The following is an 18,107-nucleotide window of genomic DNA, read 5'->3' on the forward strand; positions in this document are numbered from 1 at the left end:
GTTCACCGGCCCGTCAGTCCCCTGACGCCGTCCAGCCGGATGCCGTGATGCGGGTCGCGTCCGCCGGGCGGGCCTCGTCGAACAGGACGCCGTCCGGGTCCGCGACCCGCAGGCCGTCCACATAGGCGCCCCGGCCCACGTACAGCCGGTCCGTGGCGTACCGCCAGCGCAGGGCCAGTTGCCGTGCGGCCGGGAGGTCCGCGGTCAGGCGGTGCCAGACGCGGCCGGACCAGCCGGTGACCGTTCCCGCCGGGCGCTCCTGGGGTTCCCCGCCGGGGAGTGCGGTGGTGAAGGGCACCGGCTGCCAGGTCGCCCCGCCGTCCGCGCTGGCCTCCAGGACGAGGGCGTCCGCCTGCGGCTCGGTGTCCCACCACAGGGCGCAGCGCAGCCGGGCCCCGCCCGCCGAGGTGTCCAGCGCGGGCAGCGCGAGGGTGGCGGTGGCGGAGGCGGTCATGCCGGAGAACCAGGCGGTACGGCCATGGCGTGGGCGGACCGGGACGGCCCGCGCCAGGTTGTTGGCGGCGGCCACCCGGGGCGCCGACCCGGACCGCCAACTGCGCACCGGGTGCACCGAGTTGCCGAGCACCACCAGGAACGAGTCGGTCGTCGGGTCGAGGACCAGCGAGGTGCCGGTGAACCCGGTGTGGCCCGCGGTGCGCGGCGTGGCCATCGCGCCCATGTACCAGTGCTGGTAGAGCTCGAAGCCGAGACCGTGCTCGTCGCCGGGGAAGGCGGTGTTGAAGTCGGTGAACATCAGCTCCACCGACTCCGGGTCGAGGATCCGCGTCCGGCCGTAGGTGCCGCCGTTGAGCAGCGTCCGGCCGAGCACCGCCAGGTCCCAGGCGCAGGAGAAGACGCCCGCGTGCCCGGCGACCCCGCCGAGGCCGAAGGCGTTCTCGTCGTGCACCTCTCCCCACACCAGGCCCCGGTCCAGCCCCGACCAGGGCTTGCGGGCGTCCTCCGTGGCGGCGATCCCGGGTTTCCAGGAGGCGGGTGGGTTGTAGCGGGTGCGGTCCATGCCGAGCGGACCGGTGATGTCGTCGTGGAGCAGGACGTCCAGCGGGCGGCCGGTGATCTCCTCCAGGACGAGCTGGAGCGAGATCAGGTTCAGGTCGGAGTACAGGTAGCGGGTGCCCGGCGGATTCAGCGGGGCCTCGTTCCAGATGAGCCGGAGCTTGTCCTCGTAGGTGGGCGCGTTGTAGAGGGGAATCCAGGCGCGGAAGCCCGAGGTGTGCGTCAGGAGTTGACGGATCGTCATCTCGCTCTTGCCCGCCGAGCCGAACTCCGGCAGGTAGGAGGCCACCTTCGCCTCCAGCTCCAGCGCGCCCCGCTCGATCTGCTGCACGGCGAGCATCGAGGTGAACAGCTTGGACACCGAGGCGAGATCGAAGACGGTGTCCTCGGCCATCGGGATCTGCCGGTCGGCGGGGAACTCGACGCCGGTGTCGGTCTTCTCGTCGTACGCGGAGTAGCGCACCGCCATCCCGATCGGCTCGTGCAGCGCCACGGTGCCGCCCCGCCCGGCGAGCAGCACGGCGCCCGCGTACCAGGGGTGCTTGGGGGAGGGGCCGAGGAAGGCGCGGGCGTCGGTGACGAGTTGGCGGAGGTGGGCGGGGAGGAGTCCGGCCCGCTCGGGTGAGCCGTACCGCAGGGTGCTGCGGCCGGTGGACGCGGCCGCCGGTCCCGCCGGGAAGGGGACGAGGGCCAGGGCGCCGCCCAGGGCCAGGGCTCTTCGGGCCAGTTGACGCCGGGTCAGGCCGTGTCGGTCGTCGGTCATCGGGTTCCTCCCGCGAGTCCGCCTGAAAGTATCTTTCCGGGATCGCTGTGCGCGCTGAAACTTTCCTGTCAGGCGGGGGTCGTGTCAACCAGGCGTTCGGCGCAACAAATCTGACAGTCCATCAGGAATACTCTTCCGTCCTCCGGAGGACTCCGGCATCCTGCGCCCATGCAGACGGAGCTGAGCAAGCATCTGGGAGTCGAGCACGCCGTCTTCGGGTTCACGCCGTTCCCCGCCGTCGCCGCGGCCATCAGCCGGGCCGGCGGCTTCGGGGTGCTCGGCGCGGTCCGCTACACCGCCCCCGACGAGCTCAAACGCGACCTCGACTGGATCGAGCAGCACATCGACGGCAAGCCCTACGGGCTGGACGTCGTCATGCCCGCGAAGAAGGTGGAAGGGGTCACGGAGGCCGACGTCGAGGCGATGATCCCCGACGAGCACCGCGCGTTCGTCCAGGACACCCTCGCCAAGCACGGCGTGCCCGAGCTGGCCGAGGGCGAGGCGTCCGGCTGGCGGATCACCGGCTGGATGGAGCAGGTCGCCCGCACCCAGCTCGACGTCGCCTTCGACTACCCGATCGCCCTGCTCGCCAACGCCCTCGGCTCACCGCCCGCGGACGTCGTGGACCGGGCCCACGACCAGGACGTCCTGGTCGCCGCCCTCGCGGGCAGCGCCCGGCACGCCCGCAAGCACCAGGAGGCCGGCATCGACATCGTGGTCGCCCAGGGCTACGAGGCCGGCGGCCACACCGGCGAGATCGCCTCCATGGTGCTCACCCCCGAGGTCGTCGAGGCCGTCACCCCGCTGCCCGTGCTGGCCGCCGGCGGCATCGGCAGCGGGGAGCAGGCCGCCGCGGCACTCGCCCTCGGCGCCCAGGGCGTATGGCTGGGCTCCCTGTGGCTGACCACCACGGAGGCCGACCTGCACTCGCGGGCGCTGACCCGCAAGCTCCTCGCCGCGGGCTCCGGTGACACCGTCCGCTCCCGCGCGCTGACCGGCAAACCGGCCCGCCAGTTGCGCACCGAGTGGACCGACGCCTGGGACGACCCGGCCGGACCCGGCACCCTCCCCATGCCCCTCCAGGGGCTCCTCGTGGCCGACGCGGTCTCCCGCATCCAGCGGTACGAGGTCGAACCGCTGCTCGGCACGCCCGTCGGCCAGATCGTCGGCCGGATGAACAGCGAACGCAGCGTCCAGGCCGTCTTCGACGACCTCACCCGGGGTTTCGAGCGGGCGGTGAACCGCATCAACCGCATCGCCGGAAGGAGCGTCCAGTGACCGGCACCCCGCCCGTGGGCTTCTGGGCCCAGGCGACCCAGGATCCCGACCGCACGGTTCTCGTCGCCCCGGACGGCGAGGAGTGGACCGCGGGGCGACTGCACTCCGCCGCCAACCGCTTGGTCCACGGCCTGCGGGCCGCGGGGCTCGAGCGCGGGGACGCCTTCGCGGTCGTCCTCCCCAACGGCGTCGAGTTCCTCACCGCGTATCTCGCCGCCAGCCAGGCCGGGTTCTACCTCGTGCCGGTCAACCACCACTTCGTGGGCCCGGAGATCGCCTGGATCGTCGCCGACTCCGGCGCCAAGGTGCTGATCGCCCACGAACGGTTCACCGAACCGGTCCGCCGAGCGGCCGACGAGGCCGGGCTCCCGGCCACCCACCGGTACGCCGTCGGCACGGTCGCGGGATTCCGGTCGTACGCCGAACTCCTCGCCGGGCAATCGGAGTCACCGCCCGCCGACCGCACCCTCGGCTGGGTCATGAACTACACCTCGGGCACCACGGGACGCCCGCGCGGCATCCGCCGCCCGCTGCCCGGCAAGCTCCCCGAGGAAGCCTACCTCGGCGGTTTCCTCGGCATCTTCGGCATCAAGCCCTACGACGGCAATGTGCACCTCGTCTGCTCCCCGCTGTACCACACGGCGGTCCTGCAGTTCGCGGGCGCGTCCCTGCACATCGGGCACCGACTGGTGCTGATGGACAAGTGGACCCCGGAGGAGATGCTCCGCCTGATGGACACCCACCGGTGCACCCACACCCACATGGTCCCCACCCAGTTCCACCGCCTGCTGGCCCTGCCCGACCCGGTGAAGTCCCGCTACGACGTCTCCGCGATGCGGCACGCCATCCACGGCGCCGCGCCCTGCCCCGACCATGTGAAACGGGCGATGATCGACTGGTGGGGCCACTGCGTGGAGGAGTACTACGCGGCCAGCGAGGGCGGCGGCGCCTTCGCCACGGCGGAGGACTGGCTGAAGAAGCCCGGGACCGTCGGCAAGGCCTGGCCCATCAGCGAACTGGCCGTCTTCGACGACGACGGCAACCGCCTCCCACCGGGCCAACTGGGCACCGTCTACATGAAGATGACCACCGGCGGCTTCGCCTACCACAAGGACGAACACAAGACGAAGAAGAACCGCATAGGCGACTTCTTCACGGTAGGAGACCTCGGCTATCTGGACGAGGACGGCTACCTCTTCCTCCGCGACCGCAAGATCGACATGATCATCTCCGGCGGGGTCAACATCTACCCGGCCGAAATCGAGTCAGCCCTCCTCGCCCACCCCGCGGTCGCCGACGCGGCCGTCTTCGGCGTACCGCACGAGGACTGGGGCGAGGAGGTGAAGGCGGTGATCGAACCGGCCCCGGGCCACGAGCCGGGACCCGACCTCGCCGCGACTCTCCTCACCCACTGCGCCGACCACCTGGCCCCCTACAAACGCCCCAAGTCCATCGACTTCACCCCAGAAATGCCCCGCGACCCGAACGGCAAGCTGTACAAGCGGAAGCTGAGGGACCCGTACTGGGAGGGGCGGACGCGGGGGGTGTGATGCCCCAGCCGCGCTGCCGGACAGTCACTCCCCCCGGCTCAAAGGGCGTTGATCCGCCAAGCGACCACGCCGATAGCCCCTTTGGCGCCGTCCACGTCGATCCGCACGAAGTCACCCCCGGTGATGCGCTGCTGCACCACTGACTCATCACAGGGCACTGCCGCCTCCGCACCCGCCTTCGAGGGCACGAACGCCAGTCGCGCGGTCCCGCTGCCGACACACACCAGGTTGAGCCGGTAATCCTTCCCCTCGCTCAGCCCGGGCTCGGTATGGATCCCCTCTCCCACACGCTCCACACCGGCTTCGACCAACGTCCCGCCGCCCTCACCACAGCACACCCGGCGAGCCGGGAACGGTACGTAGGGCAGGTGCGTGGCAACGAGATGATCATTCTCCGCGGGGAACCAGAAAGTCCGAGTGGCTGACGGTCGGGGGCATTCAGGAGACACGAACCGCCGCGACCCAAGCGGGGCCACGGCGGTCCATGTCACCGCCGTACGCGATCAGGCGCCCTCACCGGCGCTCCCGTGCCACCACCCACCGGAGGGACGGTGATGTCAGGATGTCCTTCTCGCAGAAGCGGGACGTCACCCACTTCTCGGCTGAGAACAGCTTCGTCTGGTCGCTGTAGTGGGGCGAGTCGGGGTTCGAGGACTGGGAGTAGGACAGCAGCGTGCGGGCCACCGGGCAGCGGGTGCCGTTCCAGCCGACCGCCTGGATGTAGCTGGAGCCCGTCGTCACCTCCGGGTAGCCGCCCTTCGCCGCGTCCCACACCGGCTCGATCTTGTTCCAGATGCCCAGCGACTCGGTACCGCCCGGGACGGGGATGCGCTTGCCGTTCCGTACGACGAACTGGTGCTCACCGAGGGGGGAGTCGAGCGGGATGCCCGCCGCCCGGAGTTCGGCGACCGCGTCCGCCAGGGCGGTGGTGAAGCCCGGCGCCGCGGTGTTCAGGGTGTTCGGGGTGCCCACCGGGTCGGACGCCGAGAACGGCACCTTCCACAGCTGGGCCGACGGGACCGTGGCCGTCAGCTTGCGCCAGAAGCGGTCGAAGAGCAGGGCGCCCCGGCTGCCGGTGTCGGTCGTGCGGTCCCAGGCGGCCAGGACCGCGCAGGCGGCCGAGACGTCAACCGCCTTGCCGTCACCGGCCGTTGCCGTGCCACCGGGCAGAGCCGCACAGGCCGCCGCCGCGTCCTTCGCCGCCAGATCACCCGCCGGTGCCCGGTTGGCGAACTGCTGCCGCTGAAGATCCCGTACGGTCAGCTCACCGCGGTTCGCCAGCGCCGCGACGTCCTCGATCGCGCCGCGCGTCCGCAACGAGCGCTGCGTGCCGATCGTGCCGAAGACCCGCTCGTACCCCGTCAGCGGCCGGTCCGCGTTGGACAGCCAGGCGCTGTCGTTGGAGTTCTCCGCGTACGGGGCGTCCGTGAGCGTCGGCAGCTTCGCGGGCCCGAAGATCCCCGGCTGCACGGCGTCGGGGTCGGCGCCGAGCGCGCAGGCGCCGCGCGAGCCGTCGAGGATCGCAAGACCCGCGGAGGGGTAGGTGACCTTGCCGAGCGGGGTGGAGCAGGTCTGCGCCAGCTCGTCGGTGATCCGGGGCAGCACCTGCGACTGCGTGAACAGGGTGTGCCCGGAGGAGTCCGCGGCGATGGTGTTCACCCAGGGCAGACCCTGGCTGCGCCGCAGCGAGCCGAGGACGTCCGCGGTGCCGCGGGCCTTGCTGAAGCCGAGCGCGGTGTCGGAGCCGCGCAGATTGACGGCGTTGGGGTCGTGGACGGCGTACGCCGTGGTGGCCGTCCACGGCAGCGGCAGCGCGGCGCCGAGCGAGGTGACGACCGGCCCGTACCGCGTCCACCACTGCGTCCGCGTCACCGGCGCGCCGTCCTTCACCGCCACCGTGACCGTGCGCTGCGTCATGCGCTCCGGCTTCCCGTCGACGAGGTACACCGTCGGATCCGCCGGATCGAGCGTCAACTGGTGGAGGTTGAGCGGGACGCCCGTCGCGACGGTGTGGCTCCAGGCCACATGGGCGTTGTGTCCTATCGAGATCGTCGCGCTGCCGAGCAGCGAACCGCCCGCCACGTTCAGCTCGCCCGGGATGGTCTGCTGCGACTGCCAGAAGCGGCGGCCGCCCTGCCACGGGTAGTGCGGGTTGCCCAGCAGCAGCCCGCGGCCGTTCGCCGTCGTGGCGCCGCTGAAGGCGACGGCGTTGGAGCCCATGTCGGCGGTGTCGGCGGCGAGGAGTTCGCGCGCGGCGCGGGCGGTGTCCTGGGCGTCGGGCGCCGATGCCGCCGCGCCCGTCGGCGGCTGCGCGGCCGTGATGCCGTCCACCGCCCGGCCCTGACCGCCCAGCACCGACAGGGCGAAGCCGCGCGTGGCCACGTCGAGCGTGGTGACCGGGCGCACCCAGGCGGCGCCCTTGCACGCCGGATCGGTGATCTCGTTCTGGCGCAGCCAGGCGTTGTACCCGGCCGCGAAGCCCCGCATCAGCTCCTCCACCTGGCGGCTGGGACCGCGTGGCGCCGGTTCGGCGAGCAGCTTCTCGACCGTCTTCGCCTCCCGCACGCCACGGAAGTACAGATCGCTGGAGAGGTTCCGGGTCGCCGAGGACAGCGAGGAGTCGCTCGCCGCGTCGGGGCCGAAGAAGCGGGAGCGCTCGCCGCGCACGGTCACGAAACCGTCGGCCAGTATGCACACCTGGTCGGCGGCCTGCGCCCATCCGGTGCCGAAGCCGAGGTTCGCGTAATCCTTCGCGAGAATGTGCGGAATGCCGTACTCGGTGTAGCGGATCACGGCCGACAGGCCGCCGTGCGAAGGGTGGTCACGACGGTCCTGGCGGTCGGCCGCGGCCGCCGGCAGTGTGGCCGTGGCGGTGAGCAGGGCCAGGGCCGCGACGGCGAGCCGTCTCGGGCGGATGCGCATCAAGCCTCCCAACGTCTGTGGGCGGGAAGGGGCGGTTGAGCGTACCAACCGGTATGTGTCCAGGGGGGCGTGTCGTCGTCGGCTGTCTTGACCCCCTTTCGGCGGGGGCCGAGGATCACCTGTCATGACGCCCGGACACGGCAGCACGGTCGACGGGGTGCTGCGGCGCAGCGCCCGCCGCACCCCGGCACGCGTCGCGGTGGAGTACCGCGACCGGACATGGACGTACGACGAGTTCGACACGGCCGTCTCCCGCGCGGCGAGCGTCCTGCTCGACCAGGGCCTCGCACCCGGCGACCGGGTCGGCGCCTACGGCCACAACTCCGACGCCTACCTCATCGGCTTCCTCGCCTGCGCCCGCGCCGGGCTCGTCCACGTGCCGGTCAACCAGAACCTCACCGGTGACGACCTGGCCTATCTGGTCGGCCAGTCCGGCAGCACGCTCGTCCTCACCGACCCGGATCTGGCGGACCGACTGCCCGACGGCGTACGGACGTTGCCGCTGCGCGACGCCGAAGGGTCCCTGCTGGGCCTGCTGGACTCGGCCCCCGCGTACGACGGCCCCGAGCCGCGCGGCGAGGACCTGGTGCAGCTGCTGTACACCTCGGGGACGACCGCCCTGCCGAAGGGCGCGATGATGACGCACCGCGCCCTGGTGCACGAGTACCTGAGCGCCATCACCGCGCTCGACCTGGGCGCGGGGGACCGGCCCGCGCACTCCCTGCCGCTGTACCACTCGGCGCAGACGCACGTCTTCCTGCTGCCCTATCTGGCGGTCGGCGCCCGCAACATCATCCTGGACGCGCCCGACGGCGACCGGCTCTTCGACCTGATCGAAGCCGGCCGCGTGGACAGCCTGTTCGCGCCGCCCACGGTCTGGATCGGCCTGGCCAACCGCCCCGACTTCACCACCCGCGACCTCGGCGGTCTGCGCAAGGCGTACTACGGCGCCTCGATCATGCCGGTGCCCGTACTGGAGCGGCTGCGCGAACGGCTGCCGGACCTGGCCTTCTACAACTGCTTCGGCCAGAGCGAGATCGGCCCCCTGGCGACCGTCCTCGCCCCCGACGAGCACGCGGGGCGGATGGACTCCTGCGGCCGGCCGGTGCTCTTCGTCGACGCGCGCGTGGTCGACGAGGACGGCAAGGACGTGCCCGACGGCACGCCCGGCGAGATCGTCTACCGCTCACCGCAATTGTGCGAGGGGTACTGGGACAAGCCCGAGGAGACCGCCGAGGCCTTCCGCGACGGCTGGTTCCACTCCGGGGACCTGGCCGTGAAGGACCCCGAGGGCTATTTCACGATCGTCGACCGGGTGAAGGACGTCATCAACTCCGGTGGGGTGTTGGTCGCTTCGCGCCAGGTCGAGGACGCGCTCTACACGCATCAGGCGGTGGCCGAGGTGGCGGTGGTGGGGCTGCCCGACGAGCGGTGGATCGAGGCGGTCACCGCCGTCGTCGTCCCGCGCGGGGAGGTCACCGAGGCCGAACTGATCGACCACGCCCGTGAGAAGCTCGCGCACTTCAAGGCGCCCAAGCGGGTGGTCTTCGTGGACGCGCTGCCCCGCAACGCCAGCGGCAAGATTCTGAAGAGGGAGCTGCGGGACCGGTTCGCCGGCTCCTAGGATCGACGCCGTGCCGACCTTCATCGCCTTCGACGGAACCCGCCTCGCGTATCACCGGCAGGGCGAGGGCGAGCCGCTCCTGGTCCTGCCCGGCGGGCCGATGCGCGCCTCCTCCTACCTCGGTGACCTGGGCGGACCGGCCGCCGGGCGCAGCCTGATCCGGCTCGATCTGCGCGGCACCGGGGACTCGGACGTCCCGGCGGATCCGGCGACGTACCGCTGCGACCGGCTCGTGGACGACGTGGAGGCGCTCCGGGCCCACCTGGGCCTGGACCGGATCGACCTGCTGGGCCACTCCGCGGGCGGCAGTCTCGCCATGCTCCACGCCGCCCGCCACCCGGAGCGGGTCCGGCGGCTGGTGCTGGTGACCCCCAACCCGTGGGCCCTCGGCACCCCGGCGACGCCGGAGGATCGCCTCGCGGCGGCGCGGCTGCGCAGGTCGGAGCCCTGGTTCGGGGAGGCGTTCCCGGCCCTGGAGGCCTGGCTGAGGGGCACCGGGGACTTCGTGCCGGAACTCTCGCCCTTCTTCTACGGCCGCTGGGACCGGGCCGCCCAGGAGCACGACGCCCGCGCGGACGAGGAGTACAACGACGAGGCCGCCGGGGTGTACGGCTCCGAGGGCGCCTACGACCCTCCCGCCACCCGGGCGGCCCTCTCCCGGCTGCCCGCGCCCGTCCTCGTCCTGGCCGGTGAACTCGACGGCGCCCCCAACCCCGCCCTGGCCCACCGCACCGGGGACGTCTTCCCGCACGCCGAAGTGGCGGTGCAGCCCGGCGCCGGCCATTTCCCGTGGCTGGACGACCCGGAGTGGTTCGCGCAGCGCGTCGGAAGGTTCCTGGACGGGGCGGGTCGCTCGTAGGACGCCGCCCCGGCCGCGGAACCACCGTCAGCGCCGGGGAGCCGTTTCCGGCCCGTACGCCGTCATGAAGCGGTCCCGGAACTCGTGCATGCCCCACTGGGGGGCGTCCTCGGCCGGCTTGAGGCCGTCCGTCCAGTTCCAGTCGGAGATGCGGTCCAGGACCTTCGGGTCGCGGGCGACGATGGTGATGGGGACGTCCTTGCTGCGGCTGCCCGCGGTGACCGTCGGTACCGGCTGGTGGTCGCCGAGGAAGACCAGGACCGTGTCGTCGTCGCCGTAGCGCTCGACGTACTCGACGAGGCTGCGCAGCGAGTACTCGATGGCGTTGGCGTACTCGGCGCGGACGCTGTCGGGGTCCTTCCAGACCTCCTTGGGGTCCTTGCCCTCCTCCTTGATCCGGTGGAAGACCGAGCCGTCGCCGAGGTCCTCCCAGTCGATCATGCGGGCGACCGGTGCCCAGGGGTTGTGGCTGGAGGCCAGGATGATCTCGGCCATGATCGGCTCACGGTCCTTCTTGCCGCGCTCCAGGCGCTCGAACGCCTCCAGGCTGAACTGGTCCGGCACGGGTGTCCAGCTGAAGTACGGGCCGTGGTAGCCGAGGTGCTCGGAGTCGTAGATGTGGTCCAGGGCGAAGAACTTCCCCTCCGGCCAGGCCCTGCGCACCCCCGGCACGATGCCCACCGTGCGCCACGCACCCGTCTTGCGGAAGTAGCTGCCCAGCGTCGCGCGGTCGCTGGTGGTCAGACTCCGGTACCGCTGCTGGTTCTTGATCCACAGTCCGGACAGGAACGTGGAGTGCGCGAGCCAGCTGCCCGCCCCCGTCACCGGGGACCGGAGCCAGGCGCTGCGCGAGGCGAATCCAGCGGCCTGCAGCCGCTCGGTGCCCTCGTCGAGCACCGTGTCGATCTGCCCTGCCATCGCCGGATCGTCGATCGCGACCCGGCCGTAGCTCTCGACGAAGGTGAACAGCACGTCCTTGCCCCGCAGTCCGGTCAGCAACCGGTCCGGCGGAGTGTCGGCGAAGGCGTCGACGGCCGCCTGCTTCTCGAACACCTCCGCGTCCCGCAGTCCCGCCCGGACCTGCTCGACGCGGTTCTCGACGTAGTCGGCGTTGATCTTCGAGGCGACGGGCACCTCGGTGAACTGCACGCCCAGCGTGACGCAGGTGATCCACGCGGTGCCGAGGATCAGCGTGGTACGGGCGGCGACGGGCCGGTGGCGCACCATCAGCGAGGTCAGCCGCAGCAGAGCCAGCGTCATCAGCACCAGCACGGCGATGACTCCCACGATCACCGCCACGATCGCCAGCAGCTCACCGGTGCGGCCGACCGACGTGCGCAGGAACTCGGCGGCGTCGTCGAACAGGATCCAGTCCAGGACCAGGTCGAAGGGGCGGGCCAGCACCGAGTAGAAGCCCATGTCGACGAACTTCAGCACGGTCAGCACACCTAGGAGCGCCCCCGCGGCTCCCGCGCAGATCCGCCGGGCCCGGGGCGGAAGCTGGAGCAGCAGCCCGGCGAGCAGGACGCCCTCGGCGGGGATGCGCACGAACATGTCGACCGACATGCGCTCCAGGCGGTTCGGCAGCAGCAGGGCGAACAGGACCAGGGCGGCGGCCAGCACGGTCGTAGCGACGGACACGCCCCGAGCCACCCGCGGGTACCGCTGCCGCAGACGGAACCGGCCCGGCGCCCCAGGCGGACCGTCCGCGTCCGCGACCTCGGGGACGATCTGCTGACGAGGACGCGTGAACAGCGACACGAAGGACCTTCCTGCGAACCGTGCGAAAACCGGGCGACGGCATGGCGAACCCGCCCCCCACCATCAGTACGCTCGCACGTCCCCTACGGTTCAATCCGCACCGCCCCGGGATTCACCGAATCGGCCCAGCCGGGTCACCGGTCCGCGGCGACCGCCACCGCCCGCGCCCACCGGTAGTCCGCCTTCCCGCTCGGCGAGCGGCGGATGGCGTCCGTGACCACCAGCCGGCGCGGGATCTTGTACCCGGCGAGATGGGACCGGCAGTGGTTCTGGATGTCCTCCAGGGAGGGCCGGCCCGCGCCCGCGCGGAGCTGGACGACGGCCGCCACCCGGTGGCCCCACTTCGCGTCCGGGACCCCGGCGACCAGCGCGTCGTACACGTCCGGATGGGACTTGAGCGCCTGCTCCACCTCTTCCGGGTACACCTTCTCGCCGCCGGTGTTGATGCACTGCGAACCCCGGCCGAGGACGGTCACCACGCCCTCCTCGTCGACGGTCGCCATGTCCCCGAGCAGCACCCACCGCCGCCCGTCCTTCTCGAAGAAGGTCTCCGCGGTCTTCGCCGGGTCGTTGTAGTAGCCGAGCGGTACGTTCCCGCACTGCGCGACCCGGCCCACCTCGCCGACCCCGACCGGCTCGCGCGTGGCCGGATCGACCACCCGGGTACGGGAGTTGACGCGGATGCGGAAGCCGCGCCCGGGACCCGAGTCCTCGGTGGCCGTGCCGTTGAAACCGGACTCCGAGGAGCCGAAGTTGTCCAGCAGCATCACGTTCGGCACCAGTTCCAGGAACTGCCGCCGTACGGTCTCCGACATGATCGCCCCGGACGACGACACGCTGAACAGCGACGAGCAGTCGGTGCCCCGCAGCGGCCCGCCGAGCGCGTCGATGAGCGGCCGCAGCATCGCGTCGCCGACCAGTGACACGCTGGTGACCTTCTCCTTCTCGATCGTGCGCAGTGCCTCCTCGGGCACGAACCGGCGGTGCAGCACGACGCGTTGACCGAAGTTGAAGCCGATGAACGCGGTGAGCGTGGAGGTGCCGTGCATCAGCGGGGGAGCGGGGAAGAAGGTGATCCCGGACCCGCCGGCCGCGACCCGCTCGGCGAGCTCCCCGGGTGTCTTCACCGGCTCACCGGTCGGCGCCCCGCCGCCGAGCCCCGCGAAGAACAGGTCCTCCTGGCGCCACATGACACCCTTGGGCATCCCGGTGGTGCCGCCGGTGTAGATGATGAACTGGTCGTCGCCCGACCGCGCCGGGAACCCCCGCTCCGGTGAACCATCGGCCTCCGCCTGCGTGAAGGAGATGCCGGTGGTGCCGTCCCCCACCCGCACCAGGTGCCGCAGTCGCTCCGCCCGCGGCCGGGCCGCCGCCACCCGGTCCTCGAACTCGGCGTCGAAGACGACCGCCACCAGATCGGCGTCCCGGTAGAGATAGACCAACTCCTCGGCGATGTAGCGGTAGTTGACGTTCACCGGCACGATCCGGGCCTTCAGGCAGCCCAGTACCGTCTGGAGGTACTCGACGCCGTTGTACAGGTGCAGTCCGAGGTGCTCGCCGGGGCGGATCCCGCTGTCCAGCAGATGGTGCCCGATCCGGTTGGCCGCCGCGTCCAGCTCGGCATACGTCAGCCGGCGCTCCGCACCGGTGCCCGGATGGTCGAGGTACACCAGCGCCTCGCGGTCCGGCACCACGTCCACGACCGACTCGAACAGGTCGGCAAGGTTGTACTCCACCGCTCCTCCTGACCTCGCTGTCCCTCGGTTGCCGGTCATCAGAGCAAAGGGCGGCATGACTGGGAAGACTCCGCGCACAACAAATCTGACTGTCTGTCAGAAAACTCTTGAAGTGCTCCGCCGGCTCCTGCAACCTGTTCTCGTTCTCATGAGGGGAGACGGTCGATGAGCGGAACCGAACACCTCACCGTGCGGCGCGAGGGCGCCACACTCGTGCTCACGCTGAACCGGCCCGAGGCCAGGAACGCGCTCTCGCTGCCCATGCTCGTCGGTCTGTACGACGGCTGGATCGAGGCCGACGAGGACGACACCGTCCGCTCCATCGTGCTGACCGGCGCGGGCGGCGCGTTCTGCGCGGGCATGGACCTCAAGGCCCTGGCGGGCAGCGGGATGGCGGGCGAGCGGTACCGGGACCGGCTCACCGCCGACCCCGACCTGCACTGGAAGGCCATGCTGCGCCACCACCGCCCCCGCAAACCGGTGATCGCCGCCGTCGAGGGGCACTGCGTGGCCGGCGGCACCGAGATCCTCCAGGGCACCGACATCCGCGTCGCCGGCGACTCCGCGACCTTCGGCCTCTTCGAGGTCAGGCGGGGCCTGTTCCCGATCGGCGGCTCGACGGTCCGGCTGCCACGCCAGATCCCGCGCACCCACGCCCTGGAAATGCTGCTCACCGGCCGCCCCTACAGCGCCCAGGAGGCCGCCGGCATCGGCCTGATCGGCCATGTCGTCCCCGACGGCACCGCCCTCGCCAAGGCCCTGGAGATCGCCGAACAGATCAACGCCTGCGGCCCGCTCGCCGTCGAGGCCGTCAAGGCGTCGGTGTACGAGACCGCCGAGCTGACCGAGACCGAGGGCCTCGCCGCCGAACTCGAGCGCGGTTGGCCCCTCTTCGACACCGCCGACGCCAAGGAGGGCGCCCGCGCCTTCGCGGAGAAGCGACCGCCCCACTACAAGCGCGCCTGAGGAGCCCCCGTGCCCGAAGCCCTCAAAGCCCCCCTCGTCGTCGAGTTCCCCTTCACCCGCTCCCTCGGCCCCGTGCAGAGCGCCTTCCTCACCGGCCTGCGCGAACGCGTCGTCCTGGGCGTGCGCACCACCGACGGCCGCACCCTCGTCCCGCCCGTCGAGTACGACCCGGTCACCGCCGAGGAGATCCGCGACCTCGTCGAGGTGGCCCCCACCGGCACCGTCACCACCTGGGCCTGGAACCACCAACCCCGCCGCGGCCAGCCCCTGGACACCCCCTTCGCCTGGGTCCTGGTCCGCCTCGACGGCGCCGACACCGCCCTGCTGCACGCCCTCGACGCCCCCGGACCCGACGCCGTCCGCACCGGCCTGCGCGTCCGCGTCCGCTGGGCCGAGGACCGCACCGGCGCCATCACCGACATCGCCTGCTTCGAGCCGGACGACGGAGAACCCGCCCGACCCGGCGGCCACCCGGGCGAGTTCGCGAACATGGTCACCGGCATCGTCGCCCCCGCCCGGCTCGACTACACCTACTCACCCGGCCGCGCGCAGACCGCCTACATCAACGCCCTCGCCGACCGCCGCAACGTCGGCGAACGCTGCCCGTCCTGCCGCAAGGTGTACGTCCCGCCCCGGGGCGCCTGCCCCACCTGCGGGGTCGCCACCACGGAACAGGTCGAGGTCGGCCCGCACGGCACCGTCACCACCTTCTGCATCGTCAACATCAAGGCCAAGAACCTCGACATCGACGTCCCCTACGTCTACGCCCACATCGCCCTCGACGGCGCCGGGCTCGCCCTGCACGGCCGGATCGCCGGCATCCCCTACGACCAGGTCCGCATGGGACTGCGGGTGGAACCGGTATGGACCGAGGGCTCCCGCTACCCCGACCACTACCGGCCCACCGGCGAACCCGACGCGGACTACGACACCTACCGGGAGCTGCTGTGACCCGCGAGATCGCCGTCGTCGCCTTCGCCCAGACCGACCACCGGCGCACCAGCGACGACCTCTCCGAGGTCGAGATGCTGATGCCCGTCCTGCACCGGGTCCTGGACCGGACCGGTCTCAAGACCGCCGACATCGGCTTCACCTGCTCGGGCTCCAGCGACTACCTGGCGGGCCGCGCCTTCTCCTTCACCCTCGCCCTCGACGGCGTCGGCGCCTGGCCGCCGATCTCCGAGTCGCACGTCGAGATGGACGGCGCCTGGGCCCTGTACGAGGCCTGGACCAAACTCCTGACCGGCGACGCGGACACCGCCCTCGTCTACTCCTACGGCAAGTCCTCCCCGGGCCCGCTGCGCGACGTCCTCACCCGCCAGCTCGACCCGTACTACCTGGCCCCCCTGTGGCCGGACTCCGTCGCCCTGGCCGCCCTCCAGGCACAGGCCCTCATCGACGCGGGCGAGACGGACGAACCGCGCCTCGCGGCCATCGCCGCCCGCAGCCGCGCCACCGGCAACCCGCACGCACAGCTCCGGGGCCCGGTGCCGCACGGCGACTATCTCGTACGCCCGCTGCGCACCGGAGACTGCCCGCCCATCGGCGACGGCGCCGCCGCCGTGATCCTCGCCGCCGGGGACCGTGCCCGGGACCTGTGCGCCCGGCCCGCCTGGATCCGCGGGATCGACCACCGCATCGAGGCCCACTCCCTCGGCGTCCGCGACCTCACCGACTCGCCCTCCACCCGCCGCGCCGCCGAGCGGGCCGGCGCCTTCGCCCGGCCCGTCGACACCGCCGAACTGCACGCGCCCTTCACCGCCCAGGAGGTCGTCCTGCGCAAGGCCCTCCGGCTCGACGACAGTGTGCGCGTCAACCCCTCCGGCGGTGCCCTCGCCGCCAACCCGGTCATGGCCGCCGGACTGATCCGCATCGGAGAGGCCGCCGCCGGCATCCACCGGGGCGAGTCCGACCGCGCCCTCGGCCACGCCACCTCCGGCCCCTGCCTGCAACAGAACCTGGTCGCCGTACTGGAAGGGGATCCGCGATGAGCAAGGAACCCGTGGCCGTCGTCGGGATCGGCCAGACCAAGCACGTGGTGGCCCGCCGGGACGTGTCCATCGCCGGGCTGGTGCGCGAGGCGTCCCGAAGGGCCCTGGACGACGCCGAGCTGACCTGGGCCGACATCGACGCCGTGGTCATCGGCAAGGCCCCCGACTTCTTCGAGGGCGTCATGATGCCCGAGCTCTACCTCGCCGACGCGCTCGGCGCCGTGGGCAAACCCATGCTGCGCGTGCACACGGCCGGCTCGGTCGGCGGCTCCACCGCGCTCGTCGCGGCGAACCTCGTCGCCTCCCGCGTCCACGGCACGGTCCTGACCTGCGCCTTCGAGAAGCAGTCCGAGTCCAACGCGATGTGGGGCCTGTCCCTGCCGATCCCCTTCCAGCAGCCCCTGCTCGCCGGCGCCGGCGGCTTCTTCGCCCCGCACGTGCGCGCCTACATGCGCCGCAGCGGCGCCCCCGACACCGTCGGCTCCCTCGTCGCCTACAAGGACCGGCGCAACGCCCTGAAGAACCCCTACGCCCACCTCCACGAGCACGACATCACCCTGGAGAAGGTCCAGGCCTCGCCCATGCTCTGGGACCCCATCCGCTACTCGGAGACCTGCCCCTCCTCCGACGGCGCCTGCGCCATGGTCCTCACCGACCGCGCCGGAGCCGCCCGCGCACCCCGGCCGCCCGCCTGGATGCACGGCGGCGCGATGCGCAGCGAACCCACCCTGTTCGCGGGCAAGGACGCCGTGTCCCCGCAGGCCGGCAAGGACTGCGCCGCCGACGTCTACCGGCAGGCCGGCATCGCCGATCCGCGCCGGGACATCGACGCCGTCGAGATGTACGTGCCGTTCTCCTGGTACGAGCCGATGTGGCTGGAGAACCTCGGCTTCGCCGCCGAGGGCGAGGGCTGGAAGCTCACCGAGTCCGGGGTGACCGAGCTGGACGGCGACCTGCCCGTCAACATGTCGGGCGGCGTCCTGTCGTCCAACCCCATCGGCGCCTCCGGCATGATCCGGTTCGCCGAGGCCGCCCTCCAGGTGCGCGGACAGGCCGGGGAGCACCAGGTGGCGGGCGCCCGCCGGGCACTGGGACACGCCTACGGCGGCGGCTCGCAGTTCTTCGCCATGTGGCTCGTGGGAGCCCGGCCCCCCGACTCCTGAGCGGGCTGCGTGAAGGGTCCCCCTCACGTGGCCTGTTGGCACCCCCGACCGATCGCTAGGCTGGCCGCGGACGACGAACCGGGAGGAGCACGGACGTGGCCGAGAGCACCATCCAGCAGCAGCCGCTCACGGGCTGGGACAAGCCGGAGCTGGACCTCAGCAGCGCCGAATGGCACTCGAGCAGTCGCGGTCTGGGGGACGTCCAGATCGCCTTTGTCGAGGGTTTCATCGCGATGCGCAACAGCGGCCGCCCACAGAGCCCTTCGCTGATCTTCACCCCCGCCGAGTGGGGGGCCTTCGTGTCGGGCGCACGGGAAGGAGAGTTCGACCTCACCTGAGCCACCCCGCCGGAGCCGGTCCGGCGGGCCGATCCGGGGGTGTTTCGCCCGTTTTTCCGGACACGCGACCTCCACCACCCTCCCGGGACCGGGCCCTGAGCCAGGCTGACCCGGGAGGGGGACGGTCGTACTCGGGAAGCGA

14 protein-coding genes are annotated in these 18,107 nt (G+C 71.9%); 9 read left to right on the plus strand and 5 right to left on the minus strand.

The features are described from left to right. Window positions 1–13: 13 nt before the first annotated feature. The gene (locus ACFYW5_RS17860) at window positions 14–1,777 is read right to left on the minus strand and encodes a serine hydrolase (protein WP_389417936.1); all 1,764 of its coding nucleotides are present in this window, start codon (window positions 1,775–1,777) and stop codon (window positions 14–16) included. A gap of 168 nt (window positions 1,778–1,945) precedes the next feature. On the opposite strand from ACFYW5_RS17860, the gene ACFYW5_RS17865 reads away from it, so the two are divergent. Both ACFYW5_RS17865 and ACFYW5_RS17870 read left to right on the plus strand, forming a co-directional pair. Then, window positions 1,946–3,055 carry an NAD(P)H-dependent flavin oxidoreductase gene (locus ACFYW5_RS17865; protein ID WP_389417937.1) on the plus strand — a complete coding sequence of 370 codons (1,110 nt, stop codon included), beginning with the start codon at window positions 1,946–1,948 and terminating at the stop codon, window positions 3,053–3,055. Then, the gene (locus ACFYW5_RS17870) at window positions 3,052–4,605 is read left to right on the plus strand and encodes an acyl-CoA synthetase (RefSeq protein ID WP_389417938.1); all 1,554 of its coding nucleotides are present in this window, start codon (window positions 3,052–3,054) and stop codon (window positions 4,603–4,605) included. Before ACFYW5_RS17865 ends, ACFYW5_RS17870 begins: the two co-directional genes overlap by 4 nt. Before the next feature lie 38 nt (window positions 4,606–4,643). Here the strand turns inward: ACFYW5_RS17870 and ACFYW5_RS17875 are convergent, their stop codons facing one another. Together ACFYW5_RS17875 and ACFYW5_RS17880 are read right to left on the minus strand one after the other, a co-directional pair. Then, entirely contained in the window at window positions 4,644–4,916 is a 273-nt protein-coding gene (locus tag ACFYW5_RS17875; protein ID WP_389417939.1) for a hypothetical protein, read from the minus strand. Window positions 4,917–5,118: 202 nt separating this feature from the next. Beyond that, a complete protein-coding gene (locus ACFYW5_RS17880; protein WP_389417940.1) occupies window positions 5,119–7,527 on the minus strand; it encodes a penicillin acylase family protein in 2,409 nt (802 codons plus the stop codon). Between the two features lie 124 nt (window positions 7,528–7,651). Here ACFYW5_RS17880 and ACFYW5_RS17885 point away from each other — a divergent pair, with 124 nt between their 5' ends. Continuing rightward, window positions 7,652–9,151 carry an acyl-CoA synthetase gene (locus ACFYW5_RS17885; RefSeq protein WP_389417941.1) on the plus strand — a complete coding sequence of 500 codons (1,500 nt, stop codon included), beginning with the start codon at window positions 7,652–7,654 and terminating at the stop codon, window positions 9,149–9,151. Window positions 9,152–9,161: 10 nt separating this feature from the next. Beyond that, window positions 9,162–10,010, plus strand: a complete 849-nt coding sequence (locus tag ACFYW5_RS17890; protein WP_389417942.1) for an alpha/beta fold hydrolase — start codon at window positions 9,162–9,164, stop codon at window positions 10,008–10,010. A gap of 27 nt (window positions 10,011–10,037) precedes the next feature. Here ACFYW5_RS17890 and ACFYW5_RS17895 read toward each other — a convergent pair whose 3' ends face one another. Together ACFYW5_RS17895 and ACFYW5_RS17900 are read right to left on the minus strand one after the other, a co-directional pair. Continuing rightward, complete coding sequence (locus ACFYW5_RS17895) at window positions 10,038–11,576, minus strand: sulfatase (RefSeq protein WP_389417986.1); 1,539 nt, start codon at window positions 11,574–11,576, stop codon at window positions 10,038–10,040. A 329-nt stretch (window positions 11,577–11,905) separates the two neighbouring features. After that, window positions 11,906–13,507 carry an acyl-CoA synthetase gene (locus tag ACFYW5_RS17900; RefSeq protein WP_389417943.1) on the minus strand — a complete coding sequence of 534 codons (1,602 nt, stop codon included), beginning with the start codon at window positions 13,505–13,507 and terminating at the stop codon, window positions 11,906–11,908. 165 nt (window positions 13,508–13,672) lie between these two features. Between ACFYW5_RS17900 and ACFYW5_RS17905 the strand changes: the two genes are divergently transcribed. From ACFYW5_RS17905 to ACFYW5_RS17925, 5 genes are all read left to right on the plus strand, one after another. Next, window positions 13,673–14,473, plus strand: a complete 801-nt coding sequence (locus tag ACFYW5_RS17905) for a crotonase/enoyl-CoA hydratase family protein (RefSeq protein ID WP_389417944.1) — start codon at window positions 13,673–13,675, stop codon at window positions 14,471–14,473. A 9-nt stretch (window positions 14,474–14,482) separates the two neighbouring features. After that, window positions 14,483–15,424, plus strand: coding sequence for a Zn-ribbon domain-containing OB-fold protein (locus ACFYW5_RS17910; RefSeq protein ID WP_389417945.1), 942 nt, complete (start codon window positions 14,483–14,485; stop codon window positions 15,422–15,424). Further along, complete coding sequence (locus ACFYW5_RS17915; RefSeq protein ID WP_389417946.1) at window positions 15,421–16,464, plus strand: thiolase domain-containing protein; 1,044 nt, start codon at window positions 15,421–15,423, stop codon at window positions 16,462–16,464. The genes ACFYW5_RS17910 and ACFYW5_RS17915 overlap by 4 nt, the downstream gene beginning before the upstream one ends. Beyond that, window positions 16,461–17,627: a thiolase domain-containing protein gene (locus ACFYW5_RS17920; RefSeq protein WP_389417947.1), complete on the plus strand. Its 1,167-nt coding sequence runs from the start codon at window positions 16,461–16,463 to the stop codon at window positions 17,625–17,627. Before ACFYW5_RS17915 ends, ACFYW5_RS17920 begins: the two co-directional genes overlap by 4 nt. A 95-nt stretch (window positions 17,628–17,722) precedes the next feature. Continuing rightward, window positions 17,723–17,965 carry a DUF397 domain-containing protein gene (locus ACFYW5_RS17925; protein ID WP_250072611.1) on the plus strand — a complete coding sequence of 81 codons (243 nt, stop codon included), beginning with the start codon at window positions 17,723–17,725 and terminating at the stop codon, window positions 17,963–17,965. Window positions 17,966–18,107: the final 142 nt, after the last annotated feature.

It is taken from the genome of Streptomyces sp. NPDC002779 (genome assembly GCF_042888685.1).
Lineage (GTDB): Bacteria > Actinomycetota > Actinomycetes > Streptomycetales > Streptomycetaceae > Streptomyces.